General features: G+C 35.8%; 13 protein-coding genes. 2 read left to right on the top strand and 11 right to left on the bottom strand.

Annotated features, from left to right (window positions below):
- Positions 1–2: 2 nt before the first annotated feature.
- Together gmk and D8M03_RS01585 are read right to left on the bottom strand one after the other, a co-directional pair.
- Positions 3–620 (bottom strand): guanylate kinase, encoded by a 618-nt coding sequence (gmk, locus tag D8M03_RS01590; protein WP_121212928.1) that lies wholly within the window; start codon positions 618–620, stop codon positions 3–5.
- 139 nt (positions 621–759) lie between these two features.
- A complete protein-coding gene (locus D8M03_RS01585) occupies positions 760–1,635 on the bottom strand; it encodes a YicC/YloC family endoribonuclease (RefSeq protein WP_121212927.1) in 876 nt (291 codons plus the stop codon).
- 291 nt (positions 1,636–1,926) lie between these two features.
- On the opposite strand from D8M03_RS01585, the gene D8M03_RS01580 reads away from it, so the two are divergent.
- Both D8M03_RS01580 and D8M03_RS01575 read left to right on the top strand, forming a co-directional pair.
- A complete protein-coding gene (locus D8M03_RS01580) occupies positions 1,927–3,609 on the top strand; it encodes an Rqc2 family fibronectin-binding protein (RefSeq protein WP_121212926.1) in 1,683 nt (560 codons plus the stop codon).
- A 206-nt stretch (positions 3,610–3,815) separates the two neighbouring features.
- A complete protein-coding gene (locus tag D8M03_RS01575; RefSeq protein ID WP_121212925.1) occupies positions 3,816–5,501 on the top strand; it encodes a methyl-accepting chemotaxis protein in 1,686 nt (561 codons plus the stop codon).
- A gap of 268 nt (positions 5,502–5,769) precedes the next feature.
- Here D8M03_RS01575 and pyrE read toward each other — a convergent pair whose 3' ends face one another.
- The 9 genes from pyrE to D8M03_RS01530 form a co-directional block, all read right to left on the bottom strand.
- Positions 5,770–6,399, bottom strand: coding sequence for an orotate phosphoribosyltransferase (gene pyrE, locus D8M03_RS01570; protein WP_121212924.1), 630 nt, complete (start codon positions 6,397–6,399; stop codon positions 5,770–5,772).
- Between the two features lies 1 nt (position 6,400).
- The gene (pyrF, locus tag D8M03_RS01565) at positions 6,401–7,108 is read right to left on the bottom strand and encodes an orotidine-5'-phosphate decarboxylase (protein ID WP_121212923.1); all 708 of its coding nucleotides are present in this window, start codon (positions 7,106–7,108) and stop codon (positions 6,401–6,403) included.
- Complete coding sequence (locus D8M03_RS01560; protein ID WP_121212922.1) at positions 7,109–8,020, bottom strand: dihydroorotate dehydrogenase; 912 nt, start codon at positions 8,018–8,020, stop codon at positions 7,109–7,111.
- Positions 8,017–8,790, bottom strand: coding sequence for a dihydroorotate dehydrogenase electron transfer subunit (locus D8M03_RS01555; protein ID WP_121212921.1), 774 nt, complete (start codon positions 8,788–8,790; stop codon positions 8,017–8,019). Before D8M03_RS01555 ends, D8M03_RS01560 begins: the two co-directional genes overlap by 4 nt.
- Positions 8,790–11,987: a carbamoyl-phosphate synthase large subunit gene (carB, locus tag D8M03_RS01550; RefSeq protein WP_121212920.1), complete on the bottom strand. Its 3,198-nt coding sequence runs from the start codon at positions 11,985–11,987 to the stop codon at positions 8,790–8,792. Before carB ends, D8M03_RS01555 begins: the two co-directional genes overlap by 1 nt.
- A complete protein-coding gene (locus tag D8M03_RS01545; RefSeq protein WP_121212919.1) occupies positions 11,980–13,080 on the bottom strand; it encodes a carbamoyl phosphate synthase small subunit in 1,101 nt (366 codons plus the stop codon). The genes carB and D8M03_RS01545 overlap by 8 nt, the downstream gene beginning before the upstream one ends.
- Positions 13,080–14,354, bottom strand: coding sequence for a dihydroorotase (locus D8M03_RS01540; protein WP_121212918.1), 1,275 nt, complete (start codon positions 14,352–14,354; stop codon positions 13,080–13,082). The genes D8M03_RS01545 and D8M03_RS01540 overlap by 1 nt, the downstream gene beginning before the upstream one ends.
- Positions 14,355–14,356: 2 nt before the next feature.
- The gene (locus D8M03_RS01535; RefSeq protein ID WP_121212917.1) at positions 14,357–15,232 is read right to left on the bottom strand and encodes an aspartate carbamoyltransferase catalytic subunit; all 876 of its coding nucleotides are present in this window, start codon (positions 15,230–15,232) and stop codon (positions 14,357–14,359) included.
- A gap of 161 nt (positions 15,233–15,393) precedes the next feature.
- A complete protein-coding gene (locus D8M03_RS01530) occupies positions 15,394–16,683 on the bottom strand; it encodes a uracil-xanthine permease family protein (RefSeq protein WP_121212916.1) in 1,290 nt (429 codons plus the stop codon).
- Positions 16,684–16,709: the final 26 nt, after the last annotated feature.

Here is a 16,709-nt window from a genome sequence, read left to right as displayed (position 1 = left end):
ATTTATTCTCCTCTCAACATAGACAAATATTGTTTTTCAACGCGTTCACGTCTGCAATGTTCAGCAACGATTATAGCATTAATTTTGTCACACGCATTTTGAATTTCATCATTTTCAACAACGTAGTCATACAAACTCATCATTTCAAGTTCTGCACGAGCAGTTTCAATTCTCTTTTTAATAATCTCTTCCGTTTCTGTACCTCGACCTACTAAACGTTTTTGTAATTCCGAAATACTAGGTGGAGCTAAGAAAATAAATAAAGCTTCTGGTGCTTTCTCGCGAATTTGAGCAGCACCTTGCACTTCAATTTCTAAAAAAACATCACGGCCAGCATCTAGTGTTTGATTTACATATGCAAGAGGTGTACCGTAATAGTTTCCTACAAATTCAGCATGTTCTAATAATCCGCCTTCTTTAATTAGCGCTTCAAATTCTTCTCGAGTTTTAAAAAAATAATCCACACCATCTACTTCGCCTTCCCTAGGCGCACGTGTTGTCATAGAAATGGAATATTCATAATTTGTGCCGGCCTTTGAAAAAAGCTCTTTGCGTACTGTTCCTTTACCGACACCAGATGGGCCTGATAGAACAATTAACAAACCTCTTTCTTTTCTCATTGTTCTCTACTTCTCCCTCACTTACTGCTATTAAACAATATTTTTTGTTAATTAATAGTAACACAACTACACCTGATTAAAGTAAGCTTTTTACTTTATTAACTCGTAAAATGAGTCAATGATAATTTTTGATATTAGTTTATTCTATATTTTGTACTTGTTCACGCATTTTTTCTAAGATAGTTTTTGCTTGAACTACAGCAACAGAGACTTCCGATGATTGATTTTTTGAACCGATTGTATTAATTTCTCGATGCATCTCTTGCAATAAGAAGTCTAACTTTCTTCCTATAGAATTAGATTCCTCTAGGGTTCCTTCAAGTTGTCTAAAATGACTACTAAGGCGATCGAGCTCTTCCGAAATATCCACACGCTCTGCAAATATTGCAACTTCCGCAAGAATTCGTTCCTCAACCAATTCTCCACTAGCAAATTGCTTAATTCTATCTATTAACTTTTCACGATATTTTTCTACAGCAGTTTGAGAATGACTTCGGATAAACTCCACTTGTAACATCATTTCGTCTTTATATTGAAGAAGTGTTTGCTTTAATTGCTGCCCTTCTTTTTCTCGCATTTCAATTAAATGTGTTGCAGCTTCGATAACTGCATTTTCAATCGAACGCTGTAATTCTTCAGGTAAAATTTCTTGTTTTTCATAAATAAGAGCATTTTCAAGTGAAAATATTTCATCCATTGTCCACTTTTCTTCAATGGGCAACACTTCAATAAGCTGATTTTTTGCCTTTTTATAGCTTTCTATAAGTGGCCAATTAATTTGAAAAGTTTCAGCATCGTTTCCTATTGATTTTAGATTCACTGTGACATCTAGCTTCCCACGATGTACATATTGAGACAAGAGTTTTTTTGTTCCCATCTCAACTTCTGACCATTCTTTTGGAAATTTCGTATATATTTCGAGGAATCTATGGTTAACTGAACGAATTTCAACAGTTAGTTGATAATTTTCTGTCGTTGTGACACCCCTGCCAAAACCAGTCATACTTCGTACCAAGGTTCGTCACACCTTTCTTTGCATACTATTTTCGATTATAACACAAATTTTTCAACTTATTACCTATGAAGCACATAAAAGTTAATTTGGAGGGCAACTAAAAAAATGTGTAGTATAATTAAGATAAGATAGTTATTTATGAAGAAAATACAATAACTTCTTCCTTAATATAAAGAATTAGAATCTACAATAATAAAAATTAGTACTTTAAGTATAGTCATTCGTAATAACAATTAACAAAAAGAAATTATAACATCATATCGGAATTGATTTTAGAAAAGAGGAATACACATGGCTTTTGATGGATTATTTACATATGCAATGGCAAATGAGTTACAAAAACTTGTAACCGGTAGAATTACAAAAATTCACCAGCCAAACGCCTTAGAAATTGTACTGCATATACGTGCAAACGGGGAAAATGTTAGGCTACTAAGTTCTATTCACCCATCATACGCCCGAGTTCATTTAACCGAACACTCCATTGATAACCCTTCAGAACCACCAATGTTCTGTATGTTATTACGTAAACATGTAGAAGGTGGGTTTATTTCAGGAATTCAATTTGAACCTTTTGAACGGATGATTACGTTAGAAATTGAAAGTAAAAATGAAATTGGAGACTCTGTTACTCGTAAACTTACCATTGAAATAATGGGTCGTCATAGTAATATCATTTTAATTGATAGTGAAACAAACAAAATTATTGATAGTTTAAAACACCTTCCACCATCAATAAATAGTTATAGAACTGTTTTGCCAGGTCAAACATACATTGGTCCACCACCGCAAGATAAACTAAATCCATTAGAAATTTCTGATGCAGATATTATACAATTTTTCTCTGAAGAAAGAACACCAAAAGAAGTTGTTTCAGCGTTTAAAGGTTTTTCACCAATCCATGCTACAGAACTATTGCATCGAATGAAAGATGGAAATTTAGTAGAAGTATTTAGGACATTTATTAATGAAACTTTAACGAGCGCCTATCCATCTTATTGTGAAGTAGAATCGAAAAGTTATTTTTCTCCAACCAAGCTCACTCATTTGACAGGTCAAGAAACTACCTTTGAAAACTTAAGTAGCCTTTTAGACCGTGTATTTTATGCAAGAGCTGAACGAGATCGCGTTAAACAACAAGCGGGTGACCTTGAAAATTGGCTACAAAATGAAATTAATAAACTTAAATTAAAATTAAAAAAACTTCAAAAAGATTTAGAAAACGCATCAAAACTAGACAAATATCAATTATACGGTGAATTGTTAATGGCAAACCTTTACCAATTTGAAAAAGGAATGAAAGAAGTGACTGTTATTAATTATTACAGTGAAACTTCTGAACAAATAACAATTCCTTTAAGTGAACGAAAAACGCCTGTTGAAAATGCACAGAGCTATTACACGAAATATAATAAAGCGAAAAATGCATTAATCATGGTAAATGAACAAATTGAAAAAACCAAAAATGATATTCGTTATTTTGAAATGTTAATGGCGCAAGTGGAACAAGCTTCCCCAGCGGACATTGAAGAAATTCGTGAGGAACTTGCTGAACAAGGCTACCTACGCATGCGAGCAAGCAAAAAGAAAAAGAAACCGAAAAAACCTTTTCCAGAACAATATGTTTCTTCTACTGGTATTCAAATATCAGTTGGGAAAAATAATAAACAAAATGATTATTTAACCTTTAAGTTGGCTAATAGATTCGATATTTGGCTTCATACAAAGGATATTCCTGGTTCTCATGTAGTCATCCATTCAAATGAACCAGATGAAACGACACTATTTGAAGCAGCAACATTAAGTGCATATTTTAGTAAAGCACGTGAATCCTCTTCTGTCCCTGTAGATTATACGGAAATTCGCCATGTGAAAAAACCTAATGGCTCAAAACCTGGTTTCGTTATCTATTTCGAACAGAAGACACTATTTGTTACTCCTGATGAAGATATCGTATTAAAATTAAAGAAATAAATTAGTAAAACGTCCTTTTTTGGGCGTTTTTTCTTTATTTTTCAATTAAAGCCATTAGTTACTCGTAATTTAGTATAAATCCTTGAAAAATAACAAATTTTCTTTCAATTCAAAAAATCACTATTGACCGTACTAATAAATAGGAATAAAGTAGTTACATCCTAACTAAATATAGGAAATTTGATAATCCAATCAGGAGTGGAAATATGTCGATAGGGAAGAAAATTGGAATTGGTTTTGTAACTATTATAGTTGTAATTATCGCTTCACTAAGTATCATCCTGAATCAAATACATAATATTAATAAAAAAGTGGAAAAAGCAATTGATGAACAAGTGTATCAAGTAGAATTAGCTGAGGAGATTAAATTCGGTCTTGCAATGCAGGGAATCTATGTTCGTGAAGTTGCGATTGATAACACTCAAAAAACTCGTGAAAATCTTGAATATTATCAAAAGTATTTAGATGATAAAATTCAGGAACTTTCAAATGTAGCAAATACGAATGAACTAAAAGAATACACAGATGAAATTATTAAAAATAATAATCAATTTAATGCCGATGTAGAAACAATGTGGCAATACTATAATGCTGGTGATGAAGAAAGAGCATTTGAAGTAATTAATGTAGACGCAGAAAAATCAAATATTGGGATTTTAGAAAATGCAGAAAAGATTTTAAGTTATCAACTTGAAGAATTGGATAAAGTTACAGCTAGTGCGAAAAGTACGGTTTCTTTAACTCAAACAATTACGATTTCTGCAATTATTTTAGCAACGATTATTGCGATTATTATTCTTATCTATGTACGTAGAGCAATAACTAATCCTTTAGTAAAAGTCGTTGAAGCTGCAAATCTTATTGCAGAAGGTGACTTAACTCATGAAGATATGAAAACTCGTTCCAAAGATGAAATTGGACAACTTTCTCTTGCTTTTAATAAAATGAAAACCAATCTACATGTATTAATAAAGAATGTACAATCGAATGCAGAACATTTAACAATGGCTGCAGAAGAATTATCTGCTAGTACAGAGGAAATGACAGCAACTTCAGAAGATATAGCATACCGAATAAGCGAAACTGCAGAAACTGCTGCTACTTCTGCATCTGCTTCAAATGAAAGTGCTAAAGCAATGGATGAAACAGCAGCAGGTATTCAAAGAATAGCAGAATCAACTCAAGCATTAAATCAAAATGCTGAAGAATCAGCAACAACTGCATTAAATGGTAGTAAAACTGTTGAAAAAGCACAAAGTCAAATGAAAGTTATTAAAGATTCAACAACATTAGTAAATGATTTAGTGCAAAAACTTAGTAAACAATCCGAAGAAATCGGGAATATTACTCAAGTAATTACAAACATCACAGATCAAACTAACTTACTTGCGTTAAATGCCGCTATTGAAGCTGCTAGAGCGGGTGAACATGGTAAAGGTTTTGCCGTTGTAGCAGATGAAGTAAGGAAATTAGCTGAGGAATCAAAAGTTTCAGCTAGTAAAATAGTTGAATTAACAAATATTATTAAAGCAGATACTGAAAATGTAGAAAAGGCAGTTTCAAATTCCTTATCCTCAGTAAGTGAGGGTGTCGAGATTATTACTGAATCAGGCATTGCTTTTAATACAATCCAAGATGCAATCCACTCCATGAATGACCAAATTAGCGATATTTCTGCTGCTTCTCAACAAATCTCTGCAAGTGCAGAACAAGTAGCAGCATCCATTGTAGAAATTTCAAATGGTTCAACTAGTGCTTCTGATAATGTTCAAATGGTTGCAGCAGCAGTACAAGAACAAACTGCTACAATGGTAGGTGTAAACGATGTTGCTGTTGATTTGGCGGATAAATCCATTGAATTACAGGAACTTATAAAGAAATTTAAAGTTTAAGTAAAAAAGATGTCTAGTAGTAATAAACGCTACTAAGACATCTTTTTATTATACCTATCAATAGTATTATCTAGCCTCTTAAAATTTGAAATATGAAAAACGTAAGAATGATTATTAAATCACTCTTACGTCTTAATACTTTAAGGAAATTAATTATTCATATAGATTCTAATATATTAGTTTCGCGGTGTGGCTGTCGCTACGCTTTCGCCACAGCTCTAGTTTAGAATAAACTTAAAATCCCCGCAATTTGATTTTCACTAAGAAATTATAACTCTCCCGCTTTAAGTTTCGCGTGCCACTCTTTTAGGAATGGGATGTGTTTTTCGTCAATTGCGCCTGATTCTGTTGCAGCTTCTACTAAGAAATCAAAATTTGTTAAGCTTACGTATTTAACGCCTGCTTCTTCAAATGCTTGTTCTGCTCTTGGTAGGTTATATGTATAGACACACACAACGCCAACTACTTCACAACCAGCTGCACGTAAAGCTTCTACAGCAGTAATTGAAGAGCCACCCGTTGATACGATATCCTCAACAACTACTACTTTTTGACCTTCTTTATATTTTCCCTCAATTTGGTTGCCACGTCCATGGCCTTTTGCTTTTGAACGTACATATACCATTGGTAATTCTAAAATATCAGAAACCCATGCGGCGTGCGGAATACCAGCAGTCGCTGTACCAGCAACAACTTCTGTTTCTGGGAAGAATTCTTTAATATTTTGTGCTAAGCCATTTGCAATTTGTTTACGAATTTTCACATCTGAAATTGTTAAGCGTGTATCGCAATATATTGGCGATTTAATGCCTGATGCCCATGTAAATAAATCTGTTGGGTTTAATTCTACTGCACCTACTTGTAACATTCCTAATGCGATTTCTTTTTGTAATGACATCTTATTGTTCCTCCCATAATTCACGTACTATTTTATAAGCTGCTACTGGATCCTCTGCATTTGTAATCGCGCGTCCTACTACGATTAATGAAGAACCATCTTTTCTTGCTCCATCAGGTGTTGCGATTCGCTTTTGATCGTGAGTTTCTCCACCTGCTAAGCGGATTCCAGGTGTTACTCGTAGAAACTCTTCTCCACAAACTTCTCGAATCGCTCCTGCTTCATGGACAGAACAAACTACCCCATCTAACCCTGCTTGTTTCGTAATACTTGCATAATGTAAGACGGAATCAAGCAACGATAAATTGATTTTTTGTTCATTTTGCATTTGTTGTTCCGTTGTCGACGTTAATTGGGTAACAGCAATTAATGCCGCTCTTTTTTTCCCTGCTAGCGTTCCTGCTTCTAGCCCTTCAAGAGCACCCTCCATCATATTAATACCACCTGCTGCATGAACATTTACTAAGTCAACACCTAACTTTGCTAACCCCTTCATTGCAGATTTTACAGTATTCGGAATGTCATGAAGTTTTAAATCTAAGAAAATATCGTGACCTTGCTCTTTTACTTTGCGAACAATGTCAGGACCTTCCTGCATATAAAGCTCCATGCCAATTTTAACGAATAACGGTTCGCTAAATTTGTTTAGAAAATTGAATACTTCCACTTCACTAGGAAAATCTAGTGCAATGATCGGTTTATTGTTCATTTAACGGTGGCTCCTTCCAATAATTTCTTTAATATGAGTAACACCTAAAGCTTCTAATTTTGCCGGTAATTCTTCAATAATGTTTGGACAAACAAAATGATCCACAAAGTTTGCAGTTCCAACCGCTACTGCAGATGCTCCTGCCGACATAAAATCGATAACATCTTGAGCATTTGTTACGCCACCCATCCCAATAATAGGAATTTCTACCGCCTTATACACTTCATATACCATACGAATCGCAACTGGTTTCACTGCAGGACCAGAAAGACCACCTGTACCATTTGCAATGACTGGTTTTCCTGTGCGTTCATCTAAACGCATTCCTACTAGCGTATTGATCATCGTAATACCATCTGCTCCACCAATTTCAACAGCTTGAGCAATTTCTACGATATTTGTTACGTTTGGTGACAATTTCACATAAACAGGCACCTTTGAAACTGCCTTTACTGCTTCCACTAATTCGCGAGCAATGACTGGGTCTGTACCAAAAGTAATTCCTCCATGTTTTACATTTGGACAGGAAATATTTAATTCAAGAGCCTTCACGTTAGGTGCAGTTGAAATACGGCGTGCAACTTCAACATAATCTTCCGTTAAAGTACCAGCAACATTGGCGATAATTGGTACATCATAACGTTCTAACCATGGAAGCTCTTCACTCATTACTTTATCTAAACCAGGATTTTGTAATCCAATTGCATTTAACATACCAGCCGGAGTTTCCGCAACACGTGGAGTTGGATTTCCTAAACGTTTTTCAACTGTTGTTGCTTTAATCATAATTGCACCAAGCTTAGATAAATCATAAAGCTGTGCATACTCACGACCAAATCCAAAACAGCCAGATGCAGGCATAATTGGATTTTTCAATTCAAGACCTGGAAGTTGAATATTTAATTTACTCATAGTTGTACCACTCCTTTCGGGAATACTGGTCCATCTGAGCAAACTTTTACATAGTCTTTTTCTTGTTGTTCAGTTGTTTTACAAATACAAGCAAAACATGCACCAATGCCACAACCCATTCGCTCTTCAAAAGAAAGGTATCCAGGTTTGTCTGGATAGAAATTTTCTAATGCACGTAGCATTGGTAGTGGTCCACAGCTATAAAACACATCGAACTCAGGATTTAGTTCTTCTAATAAATCTGTTACAAAACCTTTTGTTCCCTTTGTTCCATCAACTGTCACAAAATGAGTATCACCTAATGTAGAGAACTGATCTTCATAAAACGTTACATTTTCAGTTGCAAAACCAAAAACATGTATTGTTCGTACACCACGAGCATTTAATTGTTTAGATAATTCATATAGCGGTGGTACACCAATCCCCCCACCAACTAGTAAAGCAGTACCTTTTTCTGGAGTGGCTTCAACTGGGAACCCATTACCGATTGGACCAAGAACATCTACCTCATCACCAACTTGTTTTGTTGATAAAATCGACGTTCCTCTACCTTCTGCACGATAAATAACTGTAACTTCCCCTGCTTCTTTGTCGATATTTGCTATACTGATTGGTCGTCTAAGGAGTGGCTCAAATGAATCAGACACACGGATGTGGACAAATTGTCCAGGATTCATTTCCTGAACAATTTGACCTTGTAATGTAAGTTCAAAAATATGATGAGCAATTTCACTTTGACGAACGACAATCATTCGTTCTTGTTGAATCATTAGTGAAATACCTCCGCTTTTGGCATCTCTTCTGCCGTAAATGTCATAGACTCAATTACTTCTAACATTGCTTCTGCAGTATCAAGTGATGTTAAACATGGTACACCATTTTCTACAGATTCACGACGAATACGGAATCCATCACGAGCTGGTTGTTTACCTTTTGTTAATGTATTCACAACAAGTTGAGCTTCGCCATTTTGGATTACATCTAATAATGTTTTTCCTTTTGAGCCGATTTTCTCAACGATATCAGTTTCGATGCCTGCTTCTGCGAAAGCTTTTGCAGTTCCTTCTGTTGCCATCACACGATAGCCAACTGTATTGAAACGTTTTGCCAATCCAATTGCTTCTTCTTTATCTTTATCAGATACAGTAAACAATACTGTTCCGTGAGTTTTAATTTCCATTCCAGCTGCAACAAAGCCTTTGTATAACGCTTTTTCGAATGTTGCATCTTTACCCATTACTTCACCAGTTGATTTCATTTCAGGTCCTAATGTAATATCCACACGGCGTAATTTTGCAAAACTGAATACTGGTACTTTAACAAATACACCTTTTTGTTCTTTTGCAAGACCTGTTGGGTATCCTTGTTCAACAATCGATTGTCCTAGAATAGCTTTCGTTGCAATATTTGCCATAGGAATATTCGTAATTTTACTTAGGAATGGTACAGTACGACTTGAACGTGGGTTTACTTCAATTACGTAAATTTGACCTTGTGAAAGTACATATTGAATATTCATTAATCCCACAATGTTTAAGCCTCTTGCTAAACGAGTTGTGTAATCTACTAAAGTTGCTTTTTGTTCTTCAGTTAATTTTTGTGGTGGGTATACAGAGATAGAGTCACCAGAGTGAACACCCGCGCGCTCAACATGTTCCATAATACCTGGGATTAACACATTTTCACCGTCACAAATTGCATCTACTTCAATTTCTTGACCAGTTAAATAACGGTCAACTAAAACTGGATGATCTGGTGATGCTTCTACTGCATTTTCCATATAGTGTTTTAATTCTTGCTCATTATAAACAATTTCCATTGCACGTCCACCAAGTACATAAGAAGGACGAACTAATACTGGGAAGCCTAATCGTTTACCAATTTCTAATGCTTCTTCAGCAGATACTGCAGTCTCACCAGCTGGTTGTGGAATATCTAATTCGTGTAAAGCCTGTTCAAATTTATCACGGTTTTCTGCACGGTCGATATCTTCTAAGCTTGTTCCTAGAATTTTCACACCATTAGCTGCTAATTTATCTGCTAAGTTAATTGCTGTTTGACCACCAAATTGAACTACAACGCCTATTGGTTTTTCTAAATCAATAATGTGCATAACATCTTCAATTGTTAGTGGTTCAAAGTAAAGCTTATCTGAAATTGAGAAGTCAGTTGAAACTGTTTCTGGATTTGAGTTAATGATAATCGCTTCATAACCAGCTTCTTGGATTGCCCATACTGAGTGAACTGTTGCATAGTCGAACTCAACACCTTGTCCAATACGGATTGGACCAGAGCCAAGTACAATAACAGATGGTTTATCAGAAACGATTGACTCGTTTTCTTCTTCATACGTACCGTAGAAGTATGGTGTTGCAGATTCGAATTCAGCAGCACATGTATCAACCATTTTATATACTGGTACAATACCATGTGCTTTACGTGTTTCGTAAATTTCTTGTGCTGTTGTATTCCAAAGTTCCGCAATTTTTTGGTCCGCAAAGCCCATACGTTTTGCTTGGTGTAGAACTTCCATATCATTAACATTTTGAGCTAATGTATCTTCCATTTTGATAATGTTTTGAAGTTTATTTAAGAACCATAAGTCAATTTCAGACCATTCGTGGATTTGTTCAATTGTCACGCCACGACGTAATGCTTCAGCGATGAAGAATAAACGTTCATCACCAGCTTTTTTAATTCGTTTTTCAATCCAGTTATCTGAATTATCTTCTGCGTGTTTTAATTCGATATGAATATGACCAGTTTCTAATGAACGAACTGCTTTTAAAATTGCTTCTTCAAACGTACGACCTAAAGCCATAACTTCCCCAGTCGCCTTCATTTGTGTTCCAAGGTTACGTTTTGCTGATTCAAATTTATCGAATGGCCAACGTGGAATTTTCGCCACGATGTAGTCAAGAGCTGGCTCGAAGTCTGCAAATGTTGAACCAGTTACTGGGTTTTTAATTTCATCTAAAGTTAAACCTACTGCGATTTTAGCCGCTAATTTTGCGATCGGATATCCTGTTGCTTTTGAAGCAAGGGCAGATGAACGTGATACACGTGGGTTTACTTCGATTACATAATAGTTAAAGCTATGTGGGTCAAGTGCTAATTGTACGTTACATCCACCTTCAATTTTAAGTGCACGGATAATATCTAATGAGATGTTACGTAACATTTGATATTCACGGTCTGATAAAGTTTGAGATGGTGCTACTACAATTGAATCCCCTGTATGGATACCAACTGGATCAAAGTTTTCCATGTTACAAACCACGATGGCATTATCCTTTGAGTCACGCATTACTTCATATTCAATCTCTTTATAACCAGCGATTGATTTCTCTAATAAACATTGTGTTACAGGACTATACTTTAATCCACTAGCAACGATTTCTTCTAATTCTTGTTCGTTATTACAAATACCGCCACCAGTACCTCCTAAAGTGAATGCAGGACGTACGATTACTGGGTAACCAATTTTAGCTACGAAATTTTTCGCTTCTTCAATAGTATGAATAATGTCTGATTCAGGAACTGGTGCTCCTAATTCATACATTAAATTACGGAATAAATCACGGTCTTCAGCTTTATGGATGGCATCAAGTTTTGTACCTAAAATTTCAATTCCTAATTCATCTAAAATCCCAGATTCTTGTAACTCAATTGCCATGTTTAATCCTGTTTGACCACCTAATGTTGGAAGGATTGCATCTGGACGTTCTTTACGTAAAATACGAGAAACAAATTCTAATGAAATTGGCTCGATGTATACTTTATCTGCAATTTCTGTGTCCGTCATAATTGTTGCAGGGTTTGAGTTGATTAAAATTACTCGGTAACCTTCTTCTTTTAATGAAAGACAAGCTTGTGTACCTGCATAGTCAAATTCTGCTGCTTGTCCAATGATGATAGGACCTGATCCGATTACTAAAATAGTTTCTATATCTGTACGTTTAGGCATGTTGTTTCTCCTTCCCTGCTTCTACTTCCATTAATTCAATAAATTCATCAAATAAGTGATTTGAATCTTCTGGCCCAGGTGAAGCTTCTGGGTGATATTGCACTGTAAATATTGGATATTTTTTATGACGTAACCCTTCTACAGTACCGTCATTTAATGCGACATGTGTTACTTCTAAATCTGTACCTTCTAATGAATCTGCATCAATTGCATAGCCATGGTTTTGTGATGTTAATTCAGTACGGCCTGTACGTAAATCTTTAACTGGGTGATTTCCTCCACGGTGTCCAAAAGGTAATTTAAAGCTTTTTGCACCACAAGCTAACGCAAATAATTGGTGTCCTAAGCAAATACCGAAGATTGGCACTTTTCCTACTAAATTGCGAATTGTTTCAATTCCTTCTGCAACATCTGTTGGGTCCCCAGGTCCATTTGAAAGCATAATGCCATCTGGATGCCAAGCTAAAATTTGTTCCGCTGATGTATTGTAAGGTACAACCAGTACATCACAATCACGTTTATTAAGTTCACGTAAAATTCCGTGCTTCATACCGAAGTCGATCAGAACAACGCGTTTTCCACGTCCTGGGCTTGGATATGCCGCTTTCGGTGATACTTCTTTTACGTGATTTGTAATAAGTGGCGTTGCAACTAACTTTTCTACTACTTCTTCAACATTTACTTCTTCATCTGCTGCAGTAAGAATCGCTTTTACAGCACCTTTTGAACGAATAATTCTTGTTAATTTACGTGTATCAATTCCTTCGATACCAGGAATATCTTGTGAAATTAGATAGTCATTTAATGAAAGGTCTGAACGGAAGTTAGATGGTTCTTTTGCTAATTCACGACAAACCATTCCACGAATTGCTGGTGTGATGGATTCAAAATCATCACGGTTAATACCGTAGTTACCAATCAATGGATATGTAAATGTTACAATTTGTCCATAGAATGAAGGGTCTGAAAGTGTTTCTTGATAACCAGTCATACCTGTAGTAAATACAACCTCACCTTGTGATGCACGCTCACTACCAAATGCTATTCCATTAAATACTGTACCGTCTTCTAAAATTAATTGTCTTTTCTTCATTATTGTGCCTCCTCATAGACGATGTTGCCTTCAAATATTGTCATTACTGGCCATCCTTTTGCTGTCCAACCATTGAATGGTGTGTTACGACCTTTCGAAACAAATTCTTCAGCATTTACTGTTTGTTCTTTATTCAAATCAATTAATACTAAATCAGCTGATGCACCCACTTCGATTGTTCCATACGGTAAATCGAAAATTTTTGCAGGTTTTACACTCATCCAGTCAACTAATTGCTTTAAAGTCCATTTCCCTGTTTCTACAAATTGTGTGTATAACAGTGGGAAAGCTGTTTCAAATCCGACAATACCAAATGGTGCTCCTACCATACCACAACATTTTTCTTCTACAGTGTGTGGTGCATGGTCTGTTGCGATACAATCAATTGTTCCATCTAGTAATGCTTGGTGTAATGAATCTTTGTCATCACTTGCACGTAATGGTGGATTCATTTTCCAATTTGCATCATCACTTGGAATATCCATTTCTTCTAATAATAAATGGTGTGGACAAACTTCAGCGGTAACGCGGATTCCTGCAGCTTTTGCATCTCTAACTGCTCGTACAGATTCTTTTGTTGATACGTGACATACATGGTAGCGAGCTCCTGCTGCTTCAGCTAGTAATACATCGCGCGCAATTTGAACCGATTCACAAATTGATGGGATACCTGGTAATCCAAGTTCTTTATTTCGTTTTCCTTCGTGCATTACACCATCATAGATTAAAGAATTATCTTCACAGTGAGCAACGACTACTGCATCTATTTTAGCTGCGTCTTTCATTTGCTCATACATTGTTGAAGCTAGTTGAATTCCTACTCCATCATCTGAAAAGGCTACTGCACCAAGTTCTTTTAATTCTTGAATATTTGTACGTTCTTCACCAGCTTCGGCTACCGTTAAAGATCCGTACGGTAATACACGTACAATTGCACTTTCTTTTATTAATCCTTTGATTAATTTCATATTTTCTGCTGAATCTGGTACAGGTTTCGTATTCGGCATTGCACAAATTGTTGTGAAACCACCCTTTGCTGCTGAACCTGAACCAGTTGCAATCGTTTCTTTATGTTCGAAACCAGGTTCACGTAAATGTACATGTAAATCTACAAAACCTGGTGCTAATAGATTGCCTTTTCCGTCAATCACTTCTGCACCTTCTGGAAGTTCAGCTCCAATTGCAACGATTTTTCCATCTTCTATTGTTACTGATGATTCAATTAATTCACTGTTTTCATTCAGTATTTTGACATTTTTCAAATATTTCATCATGTTTATCTTCCTTTCAAAATCGTTTCAATGATAGCCATTCTTACAAAAACACCATTTCGAACTTGACTAAATATTCTTGAACGTTCGCACTCTACTAGTTCCGATGCAATTTCTACATCACGGTTAACAGGTGCTGGGTGCATTATGATTGCATTTTTCTTCATTTTTGCTTCACGCTCGAAAGTTAAACCATATTGTTCGTGATAACTTTCTTTTGAGAAACTTTTATTTACAATATGTCGTTCATGCTGAATACGTAGTAACATCACGACATCACTGTCTTCTAACAGCCCATCCCAAGAATGATGTGCCTCAAAATCTCCTGCCCATTCTGGTGGACATAGGAAACGAACATTTACACCAAGTTTTCTTAACGCCGTAGCATTTGATTTTGCAACGCGACTATGTGAGATGTCACCGACAATCGTAACATTTAATCCTTCAAATGATCCGAACTCTTTATAGATTGTGTATAAATCTAACAAACTTTGCGACGGGTGTTGTCCTGCTCCATCACCGGCATTAATAACTGCTACATTAATTCCCTCAAGAAGTTCGTTGTAGTATTCATCCTCCTTCGCACGAATAACTACAGCATCCATCCCAATCATTTCTAATGTCTTCACAGTATCGTACATTGTTTCACCTTTTAATGCACTTGAAAATCCTGCATCAAAAGGAATCACTGTACAACCTACTTTTCTTTCTGCCATTTCAAAACTTGTTTTCGTCCTTGTACTTGGCTCGAAAAATAAGTTTGCAACATGATAAGTTCGATTTAAAACACTTTGTTCACCAGCTTCAAATTGAGCTGCTCGTTCAATAATCTTCATTACTTGGTCATTTGTTAAATGTTCCATTGAAAGTAAATTTCTCATTGTCTCTTCCTCCTTGTAAGAAAAGCATTCGCTATTTATGAAAAATGCCTCGTGACTATCACGAGGCTCTAGGAGGTATGACAAAATTAGTACGTCAACGTACGGCTGTCATATTTCCCCTTTTTTGCCTCTCTGGACAACTTTTAAAAGGTTATATTATTTTATTCAATATCTTTCACTTCTTTATCTCTTCCTGGTAATAGAAGGTTTAATAATACACCAACAATTGCAGCTAAAGCCATACCTTCGATTGCAAAGCTGTCAGTAAATCTTAAAGCTGCACCACCAATACCGATAACTAAAATTACAGATGAGATAACCATGTTGCGGTTGTTACCGAAATCAATGTTGTTTTCAACAAGCATTCTTAGTCCACTTGAAGCAATAATCCCGAATAGTAGTATTGAAATACCACCAAGTACTGCAGTTGGAATTGTTTGAACTAATGCCATTGCTTTTCCAAAGAAGGAAAATAAGATGGCAAGTACTGCTGCACCTAAAATTACATACACCGAGAAAACTCTTGTGATTGCTAAAACCCCAATATTTTCACCATATGTTGTTTTTGGCGGTCCACCAATAAAAGCACTAACAAGTGTTCCTAATCCATCACCAAGTAACGATCTATGTAAACCTGGGTCTTTCACATAGTTACGATTTACTACTTTACCTAATACTAATTGATGCCCAATATGTTCTGAGATTGTTACGATTACGATTGGCACCATCGCTAATAAGATTGCTGATGTTACTTTAAATTCGTAATGTACACCTGGAATTAAGAAGTCAGGGAAAGCAAACCAAGATGCTTCTTTAACTGGTGTAAAATCGACAATCCCAACGATAGCAGAATATATGTACCCAACAATTAACCCTAAAAGAATAGGCATTGTACTTAAAACATTTTTAAAATATACATTAAAGATAATTGCTGCAAATAATGTAACTAGCGCAGCTGTGAAATGTAAGAAGCTATATTCACCATTTACATTCATTGCCATATTAACGGCTGTTCCTGCTAACCCTAATCCAATAACCATAATAACTGGAGCTACAACAATCGGTGGTAATAGACTCATTAACCATTTGTAACCTGTTTTCCAAATTAATAAGGAAACAATTCCGTATACTAATCCGACTGCCATTGCACCAATCATTGCATTACCAGGGTTTACACTTTGACCATTTTCGTTTAAGCCGCCAGCTGCTAAAAGTATTGGCGCGATAAAGGCGAAGGATGAACCTAAATAAGCTGGTACTTTAAATTGTGTAATTAACAAGAAAACAATTGTTGCTAGTCCACTTGTTAAAAGTGCGATTGCAGGACTTAATCCTACTAATTGAGGTACTAATATTGTTGAACCAAACATTGCAAACATGTGTTGGAAACTTAATGTAATCAACTGTCCTGTGGTAGGTTTATCGTTAATGTCTAAAATCGCTTTGGACATATTTATTTTCCTCTCTCATCTGATGA

Source organism: Ureibacillus endophyticus, from assembly GCF_003628435.1.
GTDB classification, from domain to species: domain Bacteria; phylum Bacillota; class Bacilli; order Bacillales_A; family Planococcaceae; genus Ureibacillus; species Ureibacillus endophyticus.
The sequence above is the reverse complement of the archived record's forward strand: the minus strand, read 5'-3'. Positions and strand labels throughout refer to the sequence as shown.